We start from the raw sequence: 13,903 nt of genomic DNA on the forward strand, positions 1-13,903 counted from the left end.
AGCATGGATGGTGTGGCAACGAACAATAACGTCCTGGAAATGTCTGCATGGCACTTTTAATGCCCGAACTGGCAATGGTGATGGCTGGACGAGGGCAGGGCAATCCCGCTACACTGGACTGAATTTGCAATGTTGCAGTGACGAAGGAAACCATGTACCTCACGTATTTCAACGGCCAATGGGCCGAGGGCAATGTGCCCTTGTATGGCGCGATGGACCACAGCCTGTGGCTGGGTTCGTCCGTCTTCGACGGCGCGCGTTCGCTTGCCGGCAAGCTGCCCGATCTGCGGCCGCACCTCGAGCGCGTCATCAGCTCCGCCGACAAGCTGGGCCTGGCCTGCCCCCTGAGCGTGGACGAGATGGAGGCGCTGGTGCGCGAAGGCGTCGCCAGGTTTGCGCCGGATGCCGAGCTGTATGTGCGCCCGCTCGTGTTTGGGACGGAAGGCTTCCTGATTCCGGTGGCCGAGAAAAGCCAGTTCGCGCTGACCCTGTTCGATGCGCCGCTGCCGCCGTTCGTCGGCTTTTCGGCAGGCCTGTCGACGATGCGGCGTCCCCAGCCGAGCATGGCGCCGACGGACGCCAAGGCGTCGGCCCTGTACGCCAACTCGACCCGCGCCATGCGCGAAGTGAAGGCGCGCGGCTTTGAGCAGGCGATCATGCTGGACGGCGAAGGCCATGTCGCCGAATTTGGCGCCTCGAACCTGTTTCTGGTCACAGCCGACGGCAAGGTGGTCACGCCCCGCTTGAACGGTACCTTCCTCGCAGGCATTACGCGTGCGCGCGTGATGGCGCTGCTGGCCGGTGTGGGCATCGAGGTCGAAGAACGCACGGTCGAAGAGGCCGAACTGCGCACGGCGCGTGAAATCTTCAGCACCGGTAACTATGGCAAGGTCACGCCATGCACCCGCTATGAAGACCACGTGCTGGAAGCCGGGCCGGTGGCGACTCAGGCGCGCGAGCTGTATCTGGCATTCACGCAGGCCGCGTAACCGGTCCTGGTCTGTGCCAATAACAAAGGCCGGCAATTGCCGGCCTTTTGCATTGCTACCGCACGTGGCGATTAGCCGCGTGCTGGTTCCGCGACATAGATCTCGACGCGACGGTTGCGCGCCTTGCCTGCGTTGTCGTTGTTCGAGGCGATTGGCTCGCGCGAACCGCGGCCTTCGATGGTGATGCGGTTCGGGTTCACGCCGCGGCCTGCGAGGTAGTCACGGGTGCGCGATGCGCGATCGACCGACAATGGCTGGTTGATGCTGTCGCTGCCGGTGCTGTCGGTGTGGCCGATGATCACGACATTGGTGTTCGGGTTTTCTTGCAGCGTCGAAGCGAAGCGCTGCAGCACTGGCTGGAAGTTGCCCTTGATGTCCGAGCGGCCCGTGTCGAACGAGATGTCGCTCGGGATTTCCAGCTTCAGGCGGTTATCCGAGGTCTGGGTGACTTGCACGCCGGTGCCCTGGGTCGCTTGTTCCATGGCTTGTTTTTGCTGTTCCATGCGCTTGGACCAGATATTGCCGATCACGGCGCCGGCTGCTGCGCCAATCGCTGCGCCGCCAGCCACACGGCCGCCGCCACCGCCGCTGGTCGTGCCGCCGATCAGGCCGCCCAGGCCTGCGCCGATGCCGGCGCCGGTTGCGGTACCGCGCTGGGTGCCGGTCATGTCTGCGCAACCGGTGGCCGTCATGACGACGATGGCAACTGCTGCGGTGGTTTTGATGAAGTTTTTGTTCATGGTGGAACTCCTTAAAAGTAAGAAATCCGTTTCGCTGTCACACCATCAAAAGGCGCGACCGCGAAACGGATTGGATTTTACGACAAGCAGAGACTTGCCATAAAAATGCTATATACCGCGGCCGCTGATCAGGCGAACCAGGATCATGATGACGGCGACGACGAGCAGGATGTGGATGAAACCGCCGATGGTGTACGAGGTCACCAAGCCGAGCAGCCAGAGAATAACGAGGACAACAGCAATTGTGTACAGCATGATGAATCTCCTAGAAGGGGTGCGCCGGTTGCGCTGTGAGACCAGTATGTTGTTTCCTGAGAGCGACTACCGTACGATGGCGTACATTAAACGCAACTTTTTTGTTTTTGCACGCCTGGGATCCAGCCCATCATCCCGATCAGGCCGGTAAAGCCGATCAGGCACGTCAACAGGCCACCAGCGATCAGGAAGACGACATCGTGGGCCTGCACCAGTTCTTGCGCAGCAGGCGCCGGGCTGGCCGACAGCAGGCCGAACAAAGTGAGTACGATTCCCCAAATAATGATGCCGATCCAGGTCAAGGTGGTCATGTGGGTCTCCCTGATTGATGCTGTTCGCCAATCGATTCAGCATGGGAACAATTGTCGCCTTAGCTCATCAATAATTCCGTGCGATGGCACACATTGCAATTAGGAAAAAAATTGGCCGGGATGCTTGCGCGATCCCGGCCAATGGTGTTGCTGCAAAAAAGCTGATTCTTGGTTATGCCACCGAGCGCAGACGGCCCTTGACGATGCGCACGCGGTCACCGCTGCCCCATTGTGGCTGGCTGGTCTGGCGGAAGGTACGCAGCGTGCCGTCGTCCAGGCGAACCCGGATTTCATAGCTGGTCGTTGCCTTCACATTGCCCTCGACCTGGTTGCCGACCACGGCGCCGCCGATGGCGCCAGCCGCGGTGGCCAGCGTCTTGCCATTGCCGCCACCGATCTGGTTACCCAGCAAGCCGCCGAGGACGGCGCCACCGGCTGCGCCCAGACCACTGCCTTCGGCACGTTGCTTGATCGCGCGTACCGATTCCACGTTGCCGCAGTTTTCGCACCAGTTGCTCTTTGCTGCCAACTGGGTCGGCTCGCTTTCCTTGATCTGCGTCACAGGCGCAGCTTGTTTTACAGGTGCCGGTGCAGGTACGGGAGCCGGCGCAGGCGCATAGGCTTGCGCCGGCGCCTGGGCGTCGGCAGGGTAGGCGTAGCCAGCTTGCGGCGCACCTTGTGGCAGGGTCGACGCGAGTGCCAGGCGATCGGCCTCGGTCAGCTGACGATTGGCCGTGCCGCCGACCGACGACGGCAGCCAGCCCATGATGGCGGCGGTGCCGACCAGCGAGAACAGCACGACAGCGGCGGCGGCCAGCAGCAGCAGCGGGTGGGTGCGGTTCTTGACCGGCATGGTTGGAGGGGTTGTCATCTTTTGTTCCTTTCGTATAGGCATTAAGCCGGATGTTCAATGATTGTCCTCAGGAACAACTAATGCTTCCGTGCGTCACCGTACATACCTGCGCACCCGGTGCGTTTAGGCTCCATCACATTGTGTGCAAATGTAACTGGTCGTAGCGGTCCCGGCTGGCCCACGTACCAACCTGTGAGGAAATAATGAATTCTGCCGTCCACCCGCCTGTCTTCGAGCCCAACAGTAATTTGTTACTCGCAGCGCTTCCTCCGCAAGATCTCGCCCAGATGCTGCCGCAGCTCGACGAGGTCAGGGTAGAAGCTGGCCAGGTCCTGTGCGAAGCGGGTGATCCCATTCTTCATATCTATTTCCCCCACGATTGCCTGGTGTCACTGCTGGGCGTGGCCGAAGGGCGCATGACGCTCGAGGTCGGCCAGGTCGGGCGTGAAGGGATGCTTGGCGCTACCACCGCGCTGGGCCACGACATCACGCAGGTGCGCGCCGTCGTGCAGCGCGCGGGTAGCGCGAGCCGGATGGAAGGCGGCCGCTTTCGCCTTGAAGTCTCGCGCAATCCTGCATTGCAGCGGGTACTGTATCGCTACACCGACTCCTTGCTGGCGCAGGCGATCCAGATCGCCGTGTGCAGCCGCTTTCACGTGCTCGAGGCGCGGCTGGCCCGGTCACTCCTCGTCACGCGCGACCGTCTGCAGTCGGATAAATTCCATCTGACGCACGAGTTTCTCGCGCATGCATTGGGTGTGCGCCGGGTGGGCGTGACCAAGGCGGCCAGCGCGTTGCAGCAGCAGGGCCTGATCAACTACAGCCGGGGCAATATCGAGATCCTCGACCCGGAACGCCTCGCGGCAGCGGCATGTACCTGCTACCAGATCGTGCGTGAAGCCGGGGCTGCGCCGGCTACCGATACCGTCTGAATTTTCAGCGCGAAAGCGCATCGTCCCAATGCAAAACGCCCGGCAAGCCGGGCGTTTTGCATTCACTGAACTGTCGCTGGCATGGTTGCCAGCGACGGGAATCAGTTGGTGGTCTTGACTTGGTTGCCGACCACGCCGCCGACAGCTGCGCCGCCAACGGTGCCGATTGCGCTGCCGCCGGTCAGGACGCCACCGAGAACAGCACCGGCGCCAGCGCCGACTGCGGTGTTACGGTCTTGCTTCGACATGTTCGAGCAGCCGACCATACCGAAAGCGGCGGTCGCCAGGGTTGCCGTCACTACCAGGTTTTTGATGAGTTTCATGAAGTTCTCCTTTGATGGGGTTATTTCAGGCGCAGGTCATTCCTGACCGATTTCACGCCGTTGACGGTTCGCGCGGCTGAAGCCGCTGCGGCGACGCTGTCGGCCGAAGAGACGAATCCCTGCAACCGGACAATGCCTTGGTACGTATTGACATCCAGATCGGACACCTTCAGGTCGGGATCGCGCCTGATGGCGCTGTGCACCCCGGCAGTAATGACATCGTCCTGGACAGCTTCGACCTTGCCGAAACCGGGTAATCCGGACGTGCATCCCGTCAGTGCTCCACAGGCCACTGCGACCAGTAAAACGGGGATGCTGCCAACACGCTTGATGCTCGATCCGTTCATGCGGGTGTTTCTTTTCTTGATGACCTGGCACTGATCATAGTCAGGATTGCCAAATTGATCTGTTCGGCAACACACAGAGCCCGTGCCAGGTTGTTACAGGTTGTATCCGTCAGGCTATTTCAACGACGCTGGCGTCGGCCCGGTGGCGGGGCACTGGGTGCTTGCCGCGCCTGGGACAGCAGGCGTGCGCAATCGCTGTCTTCGCCCGGCCCCGTATTGATCAAGGGGAGCAGGGCGGCCAGTGGCGCGGCCACCACGGCCAGTGCTGCGGCGCCGCCTGCCTTCATTGCCAGCACGCCCTTATCGATGGCCACATCCGGCTTGCTGAACGGGCCGCGCACATACAGTGGCGCGCGCAGCGAAAAGATGCGCAGCGCCTTGGTTTCGGGCCGGATACGCAGTTCCATCTGCTCGCCCGCCAGATTGATGGCGCCGTCAACGGTGATGATGGCTTCCTCGGTGTCGACGATGAAGCTGCGCGTTCGCGCGATACCGTCCTGAATGGCGAAGTCGGCCGCCACGCAGTTAAGCTCGACCTGCTTGTCGCCGAACAGCTTGGTGACCACGATGTTCGCCACATTCAAGCCAGCCATTTCCAGCAGCATCTTGCTCACCGTGCCTTCGCTGACGAGCGCCTTGAGTTCGCCATTGGATGTGGCCAGCAGCGATGCGACCGAGTTGCCGGTGGCCGACAGCTTGGCGTCCGCATTGATCTGCCCGGCCGTCGCCTGCATCTGTTCGATTTTCGGGAACAACTGCTTGATGCCGATCTTGCGGGCCCGTACGTCTGCCATCGCCTTGATGGCGTTCTTGCCGCTGCGCCCGCTGCCATCGAGGCGAATGGTGGTGCGCACGGTACCGCCGGCCATGCCGAACTCAAGGGGATCGAGCCGGAGCACGCCGTTGTCCATCTTGATGTGACTGTTGAGCTTGCTGATCGGCAGCGCCTTGTCACGCACGATATTGTCCGCCGCAAAGCGCACGTCGGCATCCAGCGCTGTCCAGCGCTCGGTGTGGAATTCTTCCACTGGCAACACCTTTCCGGTCGGCTGTTTCGTCTCGACGCCGCGCGCTGCCTTGCTGGCGTTCGAATCGGCGCCGACGAGGGGCGCCAGATCGGCAAACACGAGCTGGCGCGAACGTACATTGCCCGACAACACCGGACGCGCACCACCGGTGGCGTACTCGAGGCGCCCGCCGATGTCGCTCGTGCCAACCTTGCCGGCAAAGCCGTCGTAGACCCAGCGGCTGGCACCCTTGGCCAGGCGCCCGGTCAGGCGGCCCGACGTGGAAAACGCCGGCGTTTCCGGCAGCAGCACGCCGGTAAATTGATACAGGCGCGCCATGCTGGCGCCGGCCAGTTCGAGTTGCACGTCCAGCGCGGCAAGCCGGGCCGGATTGGTAACGGTGCCGGTAATGGCGATGCGCGTCTTGCCCGATTTGAATTCGCCCTGGATCGGGTAGGGCGCGGTCTCGTCCTTCAGCGAAAACACCGAGCCGAGCTTGCCCCCGCCGTCTACCTTGGCCCCGTTATACGTGCCATCGAGCGTGAAGGCCGCGCCATAGATTGGATCGCGCTCGAGCGTGCGCACCCGGGCCGTGACATCGGCTTTGGTGACCGCATCCTTGACGTGAATGACGCCGTCCGTCAGCACGACGCGTTCGAGATCGAGATTCCAGCGCGACGGTTGCTCGTTGCGCTGGAAGGTCCAGTTGTTCGTGGCCGCGTCAAGGCGCAGCAGGTCGACGCGGGGCGCGTCGAAGCGCAGCAGCGGGATGCCGATGCGCTTGTCCAGCAGCGCGAGCGGATCGAGCGAGAAGGAAAACTGACCGACGCTGGCCATGTTCCCGGCTGCCATGCCGGCCGGGTTGCCAATCGTGGTGTTGCGCGCGACAAGGTAGGGCCACGGGATGTGGTCGCGCCACGTGCGCTCGGCCGGCGCCATCCGCGCGGCAGGGCGCTCCCACGAGACAGTCAGGTCGCCATGGATGGCAAACGGGCGGTCGATGGCGTCGCTTACCTTGTTGTTGATCCACGGCCGCGCGCGGTTCCAGTCGAAGGTCGCGATGACGATGATGGCGATGACGGGCAGGGCGATCAGCACGGCAAGGACCCAGAGGCCGATCTTCTTCTTGCTGCGGCGCGGCCCCGGTGGGCGCTGCGCCGCCAGCGGCGTTGGCTCGGCCATGAAAGTCCTTTATCAGTAGTGGATGTGATGCGTGCGGCGAGGGTAGCCTACGCGGGTCTGTGTCAACGTGCGATGGCGCACCCAGTGCCGGCGATAAGCGCCATATGCAGAGCGGGTGCGCATCGCTGCAGGCAATGTGCGTCACCGAACTGAGCGTATTCCATAACAGGTTTATAACGTTATCTACACCACTTCCGAGGAGAAAATGTAATGAATAAACATCAATCGATGACCGGGTTTGCCCGCCTTGGCTGCGTTGCCGCTCTGCTGGCACTGACGGCCTGCGCAAGTCCTGACAAGGCGCCTGCGACGGCGGACGTGGCAGTCTCGCGCAACGCGATCGAGAACGCCGTGTCGGCAGGTGCAGCTGACCTGGCGCCAGCGGAAATCACGGCGGCACGCGAAAAGATGGGCAAGGCCAACCAGGCCCTGGCCGCGCGCGACTACAAGCTGGCACGCGAACTGGCAGTCCAGGCCCAGGCCGACGCCAAACTGGCCCAGAGCAAGGCCGTATCGAGCAAGGCGACTGCTGCATCGACCCGCCTGAATGAAGACTTGCGCGTGCTGCGCGAAGAAGTTGATCGCGCCAACACCAACTAAGGTCAAAAAAACTCAGCAATCAATTGCACTGCTTCCTGTCTGATGCAGACAGGAGTTCGCGCCGACGATCCGGCGCATATGGAAAATAAAAGGAATAACAACATGAAAAACCGCAAATCCGCCGTATCGATCCTGGCCGCCGCCGTGCTGGCCGCTGCCTGCGCCAGTGCACCGATGACCACGCCGACGCTCGACCAGGCACGCGCCGACTTTGTCAGCGCCAACAATAATTCGCAGGTCTCGACCTACGCACCGCTCGAATTCAAGCAAGCCAGCGAAGCCCTCGACCAGGCCAACCAGGCTGCTGCCCGCCGCGAAAGCCTGAGCGACATCGACCGTCTGGCCTATGTCGCCAAGCAGCGCATCGCCACGGCGCAAGAAGTTGCCAAGGGCAAGGCCGCCGAAGCAAATATCGCCGACGCAACGCGTCAGCGCGACATGGTCCGCCTGGATGCCCGCACCGCCGAAGCCGATCGCGCCAAGCGCGAGGCTGAAGCCGCCCAGGCTGCTGCCCAGCAGGCCCAGGGTCAGGCACAGCAAGCCCAGATGCAGGCACAGGCAGCGCAGGCTGAAACGGCTGCGATGGCCGAACGCGCTGCCAAGCTCGAAGCGCTGCTGGTCGACCTGCAGGCCGTGAAAACCGAACGCGGCTTTGTCGTCACGATCGGCGACGTCCTGTTTGCGACCGACCAGGCCGTGCTGAATGCGAATGGCGTTTCGACGCTGCGCAAACTGGCCGACGTCATGGCCCAGAACCCGAACCGCACCGTGCTGATCGAAGGTTTCACCGACAGCACCGGCAGCGAGAGCCACAACCAGCAACTGTCCGAACGCCGCGCCGCCGCTGTCGCGACCGCACTGGCCGGCCAGGGCGTGCCACGCGAGCGCATTGCGATGCGCGCCTACGGCGAAGCCTTCCCTGTTGCATCGAATGACAGCGCAGCAAGCCGTCAGCAGAATCGTCGCGTCGAAATCGTTCTGTCGAACGAAGGCGCAGCCATTCCGCCACGCGCAGCAGCGCGTTGAACATATTTTTTGAACCGACTTTGAATTAAGGAATGACAATGGAACAAACCAACAACCTCGGCCACGGCTTTGATGTCTCCGCAATCCGCAAGGCAGCCGCCAACCTCGACGACGGCGCCGTCACCGAGGGCTATCAGGCCGACCGTGAAGCGGTCATCGCAATGCTGAACGATGCACTGGCCACCGAACTGCTGTGCGTCATGCGCTACAAGCGCCATTACTACACCGTCAGCGGTCCGGGCACCGGCCAGATCAAGGCCGAGTTCCTCGAGCACGCGCAGCAAGAGCAGGAACATGCCGACCGCATCGCCGAACGCATCGTGCAACTGAACGGTTCGCCAGATTTCAACCCGGCCACCTTCGCTGCCCGCAGCCACGCCGAATACGATGCGTCGGAGAACGCGCAGGACATGGTCCGCGCCGACCTGATCGCCGAACGTGTGGCGATCGAATCGTATCGCCAGATGATCGTGGCGATCGGCGACAAGGATCCAACCACCCGCAACATGCTGGTGGAAATCATGGCCGTCGAAGAAGAACACGCCGACGACATGCGCGACCTGATGGCCTGAGCCTGACGGTGACCCGCCCCGCGCGGCGGGTCAGTTTCAATGATTGATTAGTGACAGGAGTAGAACATGCTAGACACTTCCCGCAACAGCAACGGCAGCATGCACCCGATCAGCGGCAGCACCTATGCCACCCAGTCCGACATGAAGGCCCTGGTACGTGACGCACAGTCGATGCTGACCGCCGCCGCATCGCTCACCGGCGAGAAAGCCGAAGAGCTGCGCGAGCGCGGCATGGCGCTGCTTGACACCGTCCTGGGCGGCGCCAGCCTGGTCCCGACCCAGGCCGTGGTCAAGGGCAAGGAACTGGTTCATACCGCTGATGTCTACGTCAAGGACAATCCGTGGCGCATCGTGGCAGTAGCGGCAGGTGTCGGCGTGCTCATCGGCGTGCTACTTAGCCGCAAACATTAAGGTTGGGGGCTACGTGGATAAAGAAGAAGCAGTCGTGCATAACCCCGGCGTATTCGCCGGCATTTCCAGTCTCTTCAAGAGCCTGTTCGGTCTGGCCGTCTCGCGCGTCGAACTCGCCGCGCTGGAGTTGGCCGACATCCGCAATCACGTCATCGAGCTGGTGGCCATCTTTGCCGTGGCCGCGCTGGCGGTCTGGTTTGCCATCGCCTTCGGTGCAATGACCATCGTTGCGCTGGCATGGGAATCGATGGGCTGGACCATCCTGTTGATCATGTTCGCCGTGTTTGCACTGATCACGGCCATTCTCGTGGCCAAGGGCATGGCGCTGATCAAGCAGAACAAGCTTGGCTTCCCTGCCACGATGAAAGAACTGAAAAACGATCGCGAGATGCTGCTGTGAGCGGCGCACCCAAAGAGGCCAACATGCACAAACACGACGAGACGACCGGGTTGGCCGGTCACCAACACAGCCTGGACCCGGCAAAGCGCAAGCAGGAACTGCTGCGTGAAGGCGAGTTCTTCCGCGCTGGCGTGGCCCATGCCAAGGCCAGCATCCAGCATGGCATCAAGCCTGAGGTCATGCTGCGCTCGGCCTTTGACCACACGACCGTGGCGCTGCGCACCAGGGCCGACGCGCTGCTCAAGCCGACCGGCACCAATGTGTCGATGCTGCTGCCGTATGCCATGACCGCTGTAAACTTCGTGCGCCAGCGTCGTATGGGCAAGCAGGCAGCGGGCGCTGCAGTCGGCGTGGGCATCCTGGGCTGGTACCTGAACCGCCGGCGCACCCGCAAGGCCAAGGCAGCCAAGGAAGCCAAGGAAGCATGAGTATGCGTATGAACCGGTGCTGGCGCCTTCGAGCGTCGGCACACGATGTAACGATCACGAATGACGCTACAGGGTAGTACGCTGTACCGGCTATGGTGGGGCTTGAACGGCGTTCCAATCGCAAGTTGGACGCCGTCTTTTTTTGTCCTGCCTGCTTGCCCATCCAGTATGCTGCACCCATCCCTTCACCACGAGAATCGCATGCATCCCTCAAATATTGTCCTGCTCGAATTCCATCCCGAACGCGATGACCTTAGTCCCGACAAGGAGTTGCGCAATGGCCTGTCGGTGGCGCTGCGCATGGGCAAGACGCTGTGGCTGGCAAACGATGAGTCCGTCAGCATCGAGCGTTTGACACTGGTGGAAGAAGACAGCCGCGGCCAGAGCAGCTTTGCGCGTGAGCACCATCAATTTGCGCTGCACGATTTCTTCGACCTGCCGCTGCCGGCATTCGACATCGAGAAAGGCCGCATCAATGAAGCCGATGTCGAAGGCCTGGCCTGCGACGGCAAGTATATGTGGGTCACGGGCTCGCACAGCCTGCGGCGCAAAAAGCCCGACCCGCTCGATGGCAACAAGCGCACGCACAAGCGCCTGGCGACGGTCAGTGCTGACGGTAACCGCTATCTGCTGGGCCGTATTCCAATGGGCGAACAGGATGGCGTGCCTACCTTGCTCAAGGAAGTCGAGCACAAGGGCAAGCGCCGCACTGCCGCGCTGCTGCGCGGCGATGCGCATGGCAACGAACTGACGGCGCAGCTCAGGCAGGACGAGCACATCGGCCCGTTTCTGGCCATTCCCGGCAAGGACAACGGCTTCGATATCGAGGGCATCGCGCTGGCGGGCAAGCATGTGCTGCTGGGCCTGCGCGGGCCGGTGCTACGGGGCTGGGCCACCATTATCGAAGTGGCCCCAGTCGACGATGAGACACCGGGTTCGCTGCGCCTGGCGCCGCTCGACGCGGATGGCAACCTGTACCGCAAGCATTTCCTCGACCTGGGCGGACTGGGCATTCGCGACCTGTGCAAGCAGGGCAGGGATCTGCTGATCCTGGCCGGGCCGACGATGGATCTGGACGGCCCCGTGACGCTGTTCCGGTGGGTCGGTGGCGCCGAGCCGGACGGCGAAACGGTCGTCTCTGCCGAGGCACTGGAGCACGTGCTGAACCTGCCGTTCGGGCAGGGCGTGGATCACCCGGAAGGCATCGCGCTGTTCGCCAGTCGCGATGGGGCCGATGAGGGTTTGCTGGTGGTGCACGATTCGGCGTCGCCGAGCCGGCAGATCGGGGAGAGTACGCTGGTGGCGGATGTGTATCCGCTACCGTCGCGCAAGAAAAAGCGCTGAGACCAGCAGGCGCTGGCTGACTTCTGCGTCAGTTCGATGGCGCCTTGGCCAGCAGCGCGGAATCACGCTGGAACGTTGCACGTGCTTCTGCCACACAGGCCTTGCGATCGGCGGCAGGCTGTTGCTTGCAAGCGTTCTGCGCTTCCTGCAATGCCGCGCGCAGTTCCTTGCGCAGCGTCTGCTGCTCGGAATCGTTGCGGTACCAGCGCGCTGGATCGCCATTGGCAATTTCCTGGGCTTGCTGACGGGCGGCGACCTGACTGACATTGGCGTCGCCACCCGTGGCCGGCGTCGATTGCGCGGCAGCAGTCAGGCAGGTGAGGGAAGTTGCGAGCGCAAGCAGGCAAGTGGTGGCGGAGCGAATGACGTGGGCCATGATGGTCTCCAGAAGCGGTGCGGAAGATGGTCGTTCTGACGAAGCGGAAGCAGAAGCAGAAGCGGAAGCGGGCGTATGCCCGATCTCCGCTCCTGCTCCGGTGGTGCCGGGTCGATCTGTAGATCAGTAACGGTACACGCGGCCGTCAACGATGCGAACGCGGTTGCCCACACGCAGATCGTAGACGCTGTCCTGCATCACGGCGCGGTATTCGCCGTTGTCCATGCGGACATTGATCTGGTATTGCTCAGGACCCTGTGCATTGCGGTTTTTTTCGACGTTGTTACCCAGCGCAGCGCCGGCAACACCGGCAGCCACGGTGGCTGCAGTACGGCCACTGCCGCTACCGATCTGATTGCCGGCCAGTGCACCCACCACGCCGCCCAGGATGGCGCCAGCGCCGCTGGTGCGGTTTTCACCTTGCGCAACCTGGATCGAATCGATCACGCCGTAGCCGGCCGAGGCACTGCTGCTGGCATTGTTGTAGCCGCCGCCGAATGGCTGCTGGCTGTTGCTGGCGCAACCGGTGAGCAGGGCGCCGGTAGCGAGGACGATAGCGATAAGTTTACGGTTTGCATTCATATTGTTCTCCTGACAAAAGGTTTTACTCAGAATAGACACGCTGGAGAAGGGGGTCTGTGCGTTGCCGCACCCATCTTGTTTTGCCAACAGGTCCGACATCTGGCCACGGGGCGGTGAATATGTCCGGCAATGAGCGTTGTTTGCGTGACACAGCCCATTACTCTGCGTCTTGTGTTCGCCAGCGTACAGAAGGCCAGTGTACTGCATGTAAAGATGGCGCCAGTGTTGACAAATGGTGAACAAAAATAATGAAGACTCCGCATGTGATGTTCCTGCTCGCTGTTGCCATGGCCTGGACTACTCCGGCTCTGGCGCAAGGCGCAGGCCAGGATGCGAAGGCCGCTTATCAATACGCGATGGACACTGCCGAAGCTGGGTACGATGCGGCCAAGGCCAGGTGTGACACCGTGGCCGGTGTGCCGCACGAAATCTGCGTTGCCGATGCCCGTGCGGCACGGGTCCGGATCGAAGAAGAGGCGACGGCAGCCCACAAGAACACGCTCGCGGCCTATACCCAGGCACGCATGCGCATCGCGACCGCGTTTCATGAACGCGACAAGACGCGCTGTGGCGCATTGGTGGGTAACGACCGCGAAGTCTGCCTGGCCCAGGCCAAGGCGACACTGGTTGCGCTCCAGGCTGATGCCCGGGCCGACCGCAAGGCGATCGAAGCGCGTCTGGATGCCAATGACGTCAAGATCGAAGCTGAATATCGCGTCGCACTGCAGAAGTGCGATGCCTTCGCCGGCGCCGTCAAGGACGGGTGCGTGAGCACCGCCCGGACGGCGTACGGCAAATAAACCTGCGGGCCGGCTTGCCGGCGCCGCGCAATCCGCCCGCAAGGGTAAGTTTTAAACATGATCATTATTAGGAGCCATCATGAAAATCGCTAAAAGCATCATCTCCGCTGCCATCTTCGCTACCGTCGCCATCACCGCTGTCGGTTGCTCGTCGACCAACAAGCAAGCCAGCACCGGCGAATACGTCGACGACGCAGTGATCACCACCAAGGTCAAGGCTGCCCTGATCAACGACCCTAACGTGAAAGCACGTGAAGTCAACGTCGAAACGTTCAAGGGCGACGTTCAGCTGTCGGGCTTCGTTGCTGATGCACGCGACGCACAGCGCGCTGTCGAGATCGCACGTGGCGTCAAAGGCGTCACCGCAGTCAAGAACGACATCCGCGTGAAATAATAGTCGGATCGCCGGGGCGGCCCGGTCTTTT

Annotated in this window: 20 protein-coding genes; 11 read left to right on the forward strand and 9 right to left on the reverse strand. The window is 62.2% G+C overall.

Annotation, left to right across the window (positions count from 1 at the left end; genetic code table 11):
- Positions 1-152 precede the first annotated feature (152 nt).
- The gene (locus tag IFU00_16915) at positions 153-989 is read left to right on the forward strand and encodes a branched-chain amino acid aminotransferase (GenBank protein MBD8543966.1); all 837 of its coding nucleotides are present in this window, start codon (positions 153-155) and stop codon (positions 987-989) included.
- A 71-nt stretch (positions 990-1,060) separates the two neighbouring features.
- On the opposite strand, the gene IFU00_16920 is transcribed toward IFU00_16915, so the two are convergent.
- The 4 genes from IFU00_16920 to IFU00_16935 all read right to left on the reverse strand — a co-directional run bounded on the left by IFU00_16920 (position 1,061) and on the right by IFU00_16935 (position 3,166).
- Positions 1,061-1,729, reverse strand: coding sequence for an OmpA family protein (locus IFU00_16920; GenBank protein MBD8543967.1), 669 nt, complete (start codon positions 1,727-1,729; stop codon positions 1,061-1,063).
- 108 nt (positions 1,730-1,837) lie between these two features.
- Positions 1,838-1,984, reverse strand: coding sequence for a lmo0937 family membrane protein (locus tag IFU00_16925; protein ID MBD8543968.1), 147 nt, complete (start codon positions 1,982-1,984; stop codon positions 1,838-1,840).
- 86 nt (positions 1,985-2,070) lie between these two features.
- Positions 2,071-2,295, reverse strand: coding sequence for a hypothetical protein (locus IFU00_16930; GenBank protein MBD8543969.1), 225 nt, complete (start codon positions 2,293-2,295; stop codon positions 2,071-2,073).
- Between the two features lie 172 nt (positions 2,296-2,467).
- A complete protein-coding gene (locus IFU00_16935) occupies positions 2,468-3,166 on the reverse strand; it encodes a glycine zipper 2TM domain-containing protein (protein MBD8543970.1) in 699 nt (232 codons plus the stop codon).
- Positions 3,167-3,351: 185 nt separating this feature from the next.
- Between IFU00_16935 and IFU00_16940 the strand changes: the two genes are divergently transcribed.
- Positions 3,352-4,080 (forward strand): Crp/Fnr family transcriptional regulator, encoded by a 729-nt coding sequence (locus IFU00_16940; GenBank protein MBD8543971.1) that lies wholly within the window; start codon positions 3,352-3,354, stop codon positions 4,078-4,080.
- Positions 4,081-4,181: 101 nt separating this feature from the next.
- Here the strand turns inward: IFU00_16940 and IFU00_16945 are convergent, their stop codons facing one another.
- From IFU00_16945 to IFU00_16955, 3 genes are all read right to left on the reverse strand, one after another.
- Positions 4,182-4,403 carry a glycine zipper 2TM domain-containing protein gene (locus IFU00_16945; protein MBD8543972.1) on the reverse strand — a complete coding sequence of 74 codons (222 nt, stop codon included), beginning with the start codon at positions 4,401-4,403 and terminating at the stop codon, positions 4,182-4,184.
- A gap of 20 nt (positions 4,404-4,423) precedes the next feature.
- Complete coding sequence (locus IFU00_16950) at positions 4,424-4,750, reverse strand: BON domain-containing protein (protein MBD8543973.1); 327 nt, start codon at positions 4,748-4,750, stop codon at positions 4,424-4,426.
- A gap of 119 nt (positions 4,751-4,869) precedes the next feature.
- The gene (locus IFU00_16955) at positions 4,870-6,939 is read right to left on the reverse strand and encodes an AsmA family protein (GenBank protein ID MBD8543974.1); all 2,070 of its coding nucleotides are present in this window, start codon (positions 6,937-6,939) and stop codon (positions 4,870-4,872) included.
- 210 nt (positions 6,940-7,149) lie between these two features.
- On the opposite strand from IFU00_16955, the gene IFU00_16960 reads away from it, so the two are divergent.
- From IFU00_16960 to IFU00_16990, 7 genes are all read left to right on the forward strand, one after another.
- Positions 7,150-7,539, forward strand: a complete 390-nt coding sequence (locus IFU00_16960; protein ID MBD8543975.1) for a DUF4398 domain-containing protein — start codon at positions 7,150-7,152, stop codon at positions 7,537-7,539.
- 102 nt (positions 7,540-7,641) lie between these two features.
- Positions 7,642-8,565, forward strand: a complete 924-nt coding sequence (locus IFU00_16965) for a DUF4398 and OmpA-like domain-containing protein (GenBank protein ID MBD8543976.1) — start codon at positions 7,642-7,644, stop codon at positions 8,563-8,565.
- Between the two features lie 38 nt (positions 8,566-8,603).
- Positions 8,604-9,137 carry a ferritin-like domain-containing protein gene (locus IFU00_16970; GenBank protein MBD8543977.1) on the forward strand — a complete coding sequence of 178 codons (534 nt, stop codon included), beginning with the start codon at positions 8,604-8,606 and terminating at the stop codon, positions 9,135-9,137.
- A gap of 66 nt (positions 9,138-9,203) precedes the next feature.
- Positions 9,204-9,548 carry a DUF883 domain-containing protein gene (locus IFU00_16975; GenBank protein MBD8543978.1) on the forward strand — a complete coding sequence of 115 codons (345 nt, stop codon included), beginning with the start codon at positions 9,204-9,206 and terminating at the stop codon, positions 9,546-9,548.
- A gap of 13 nt (positions 9,549-9,561) precedes the next feature.
- Entirely contained in the window at positions 9,562-9,948 is a 387-nt protein-coding gene (locus IFU00_16980) for a phage holin family protein (GenBank protein ID MBD8543979.1), read from the forward strand.
- Between the two features lie 23 nt (positions 9,949-9,971).
- Positions 9,972-10,376 (forward strand): hypothetical protein, encoded by a 405-nt coding sequence (locus tag IFU00_16985; protein ID MBD8543980.1) that lies wholly within the window; start codon positions 9,972-9,974, stop codon positions 10,374-10,376.
- Positions 10,377-10,577: 201 nt separating this feature from the next.
- Entirely contained in the window at positions 10,578-11,720 is a 1,143-nt protein-coding gene (locus IFU00_16990) for a DUF3616 domain-containing protein (protein MBD8543981.1), read from the forward strand.
- Positions 11,721-11,748: 28 nt separating this feature from the next.
- Here IFU00_16990 and IFU00_16995 read toward each other — a convergent pair whose 3' ends face one another.
- Entirely contained in the window at positions 11,749-12,096 is a 348-nt protein-coding gene (locus IFU00_16995; protein MBD8543982.1) for a hypothetical protein, read from the reverse strand.
- Positions 12,097-12,219: 123 nt separating this feature from the next.
- A complete protein-coding gene (locus IFU00_17000; GenBank protein MBD8543983.1) occupies positions 12,220-12,678 on the reverse strand; it encodes a glycine zipper 2TM domain-containing protein in 459 nt (152 codons plus the stop codon).
- 248 nt (positions 12,679-12,926) lie between these two features.
- On the opposite strand from IFU00_17000, the gene IFU00_17005 reads away from it, so the two are divergent.
- Both IFU00_17005 and IFU00_17010 read left to right on the forward strand, forming a co-directional pair.
- Entirely contained in the window at positions 12,927-13,478 is a 552-nt protein-coding gene (locus tag IFU00_17005; GenBank protein MBD8543984.1) for a hypothetical protein, read from the forward strand.
- Between the two features lie 79 nt (positions 13,479-13,557).
- A complete protein-coding gene (locus IFU00_17010; protein MBD8543985.1) occupies positions 13,558-13,872 on the forward strand; it encodes a BON domain-containing protein in 315 nt (104 codons plus the stop codon).
- The last annotated feature ends 31 nt before the right edge of the window (positions 13,873-13,903 follow it).

The sequence above is a fragment of the Oxalobacteraceae sp. CFBP 8761 genome, from assembly GCA_014841595.1.
Taxonomy (GTDB): Bacteria; Pseudomonadota; Gammaproteobacteria; order Burkholderiales; family Burkholderiaceae_D; genus Telluria.

Bases quoted from the DNA above. Each gene is read 5' to 3' on its own strand.
- IFU00_16990 (MBD8543981.1), top strand. From the start codon at position 10,578: ATGCATCCCTCAAATATTGTCCTGCTCGAATTCCATCCCGAACGCGAT.
- IFU00_17005 (MBD8543984.1), top strand. From the start codon at position 12,927: ATGAAGACTCCGCATGTGATGTTCCTGCTCGCTGTTGCCATGGCCTGG.
- IFU00_17010 (MBD8543985.1), top strand. From the start codon at position 13,558: ATGAAAATCGCTAAAAGCATCATCTCCGCTGCCATCTTCGCTACCGTC.
- IFU00_16940 (MBD8543971.1), top strand. From the start codon at position 3,352: ATGAATTCTGCCGTCCACCCGCCTGTCTTCGAGCCCAACAGTAATTTG.
- IFU00_16985 (MBD8543980.1), top strand. From the start codon at position 9,972: ATGCACAAACACGACGAGACGACCGGGTTGGCCGGTCACCAACACAGC.
- IFU00_16960 (MBD8543975.1), top strand. From the start codon at position 7,150: ATGAATAAACATCAATCGATGACCGGGTTTGCCCGCCTTGGCTGCGTT.
- IFU00_16950 (MBD8543973.1), bottom strand. From the start codon at position 4,750: ATGAACGGATCGAGCATCAAGCGTGTTGGCAGCATCCCCGTTTTACTG.
- IFU00_17000 (MBD8543983.1), bottom strand. From the start codon at position 12,678: ATGAATGCAAACCGTAAACTTATCGCTATCGTCCTCGCTACCGGCGCC.
- IFU00_16915 (MBD8543966.1), top strand. From the start codon at position 153: ATGTACCTCACGTATTTCAACGGCCAATGGGCCGAGGGCAATGTGCCC.
- IFU00_16995 (MBD8543982.1), bottom strand. From the start codon at position 12,096: ATGGCCCACGTCATTCGCTCCGCCACCACTTGCCTGCTTGCGCTCGCA.
- IFU00_16955 (MBD8543974.1), bottom strand. From the start codon at position 6,939: ATGGCCGAGCCAACGCCGCTGGCGGCGCAGCGCCCACCGGGGCCGCGC.
- IFU00_16965 (MBD8543976.1), top strand. From the start codon at position 7,642: ATGAAAAACCGCAAATCCGCCGTATCGATCCTGGCCGCCGCCGTGCTG.
- IFU00_16935 (MBD8543970.1), bottom strand. From the start codon at position 3,166: ATGACAACCCCTCCAACCATGCCGGTCAAGAACCGCACCCACCCGCTG.
- IFU00_16920 (MBD8543967.1), bottom strand. From the start codon at position 1,729: ATGAACAAAAACTTCATCAAAACCACCGCAGCAGTTGCCATCGTCGTC.
- IFU00_16975 (MBD8543978.1), top strand. From the start codon at position 9,204: ATGCTAGACACTTCCCGCAACAGCAACGGCAGCATGCACCCGATCAGC.
- IFU00_16925 (MBD8543968.1), bottom strand. From the start codon at position 1,984: ATGCTGTACACAATTGCTGTTGTCCTCGTTATTCTCTGGCTGCTCGGC.
- IFU00_16970 (MBD8543977.1), top strand. From the start codon at position 8,604: ATGGAACAAACCAACAACCTCGGCCACGGCTTTGATGTCTCCGCAATC.
- IFU00_16930 (MBD8543969.1), bottom strand. From the start codon at position 2,295: ATGACCACCTTGACCTGGATCGGCATCATTATTTGGGGAATCGTACTC.
- IFU00_16945 (MBD8543972.1), bottom strand. From the start codon at position 4,403: ATGAAACTCATCAAAAACCTGGTAGTGACGGCAACCCTGGCGACCGCC.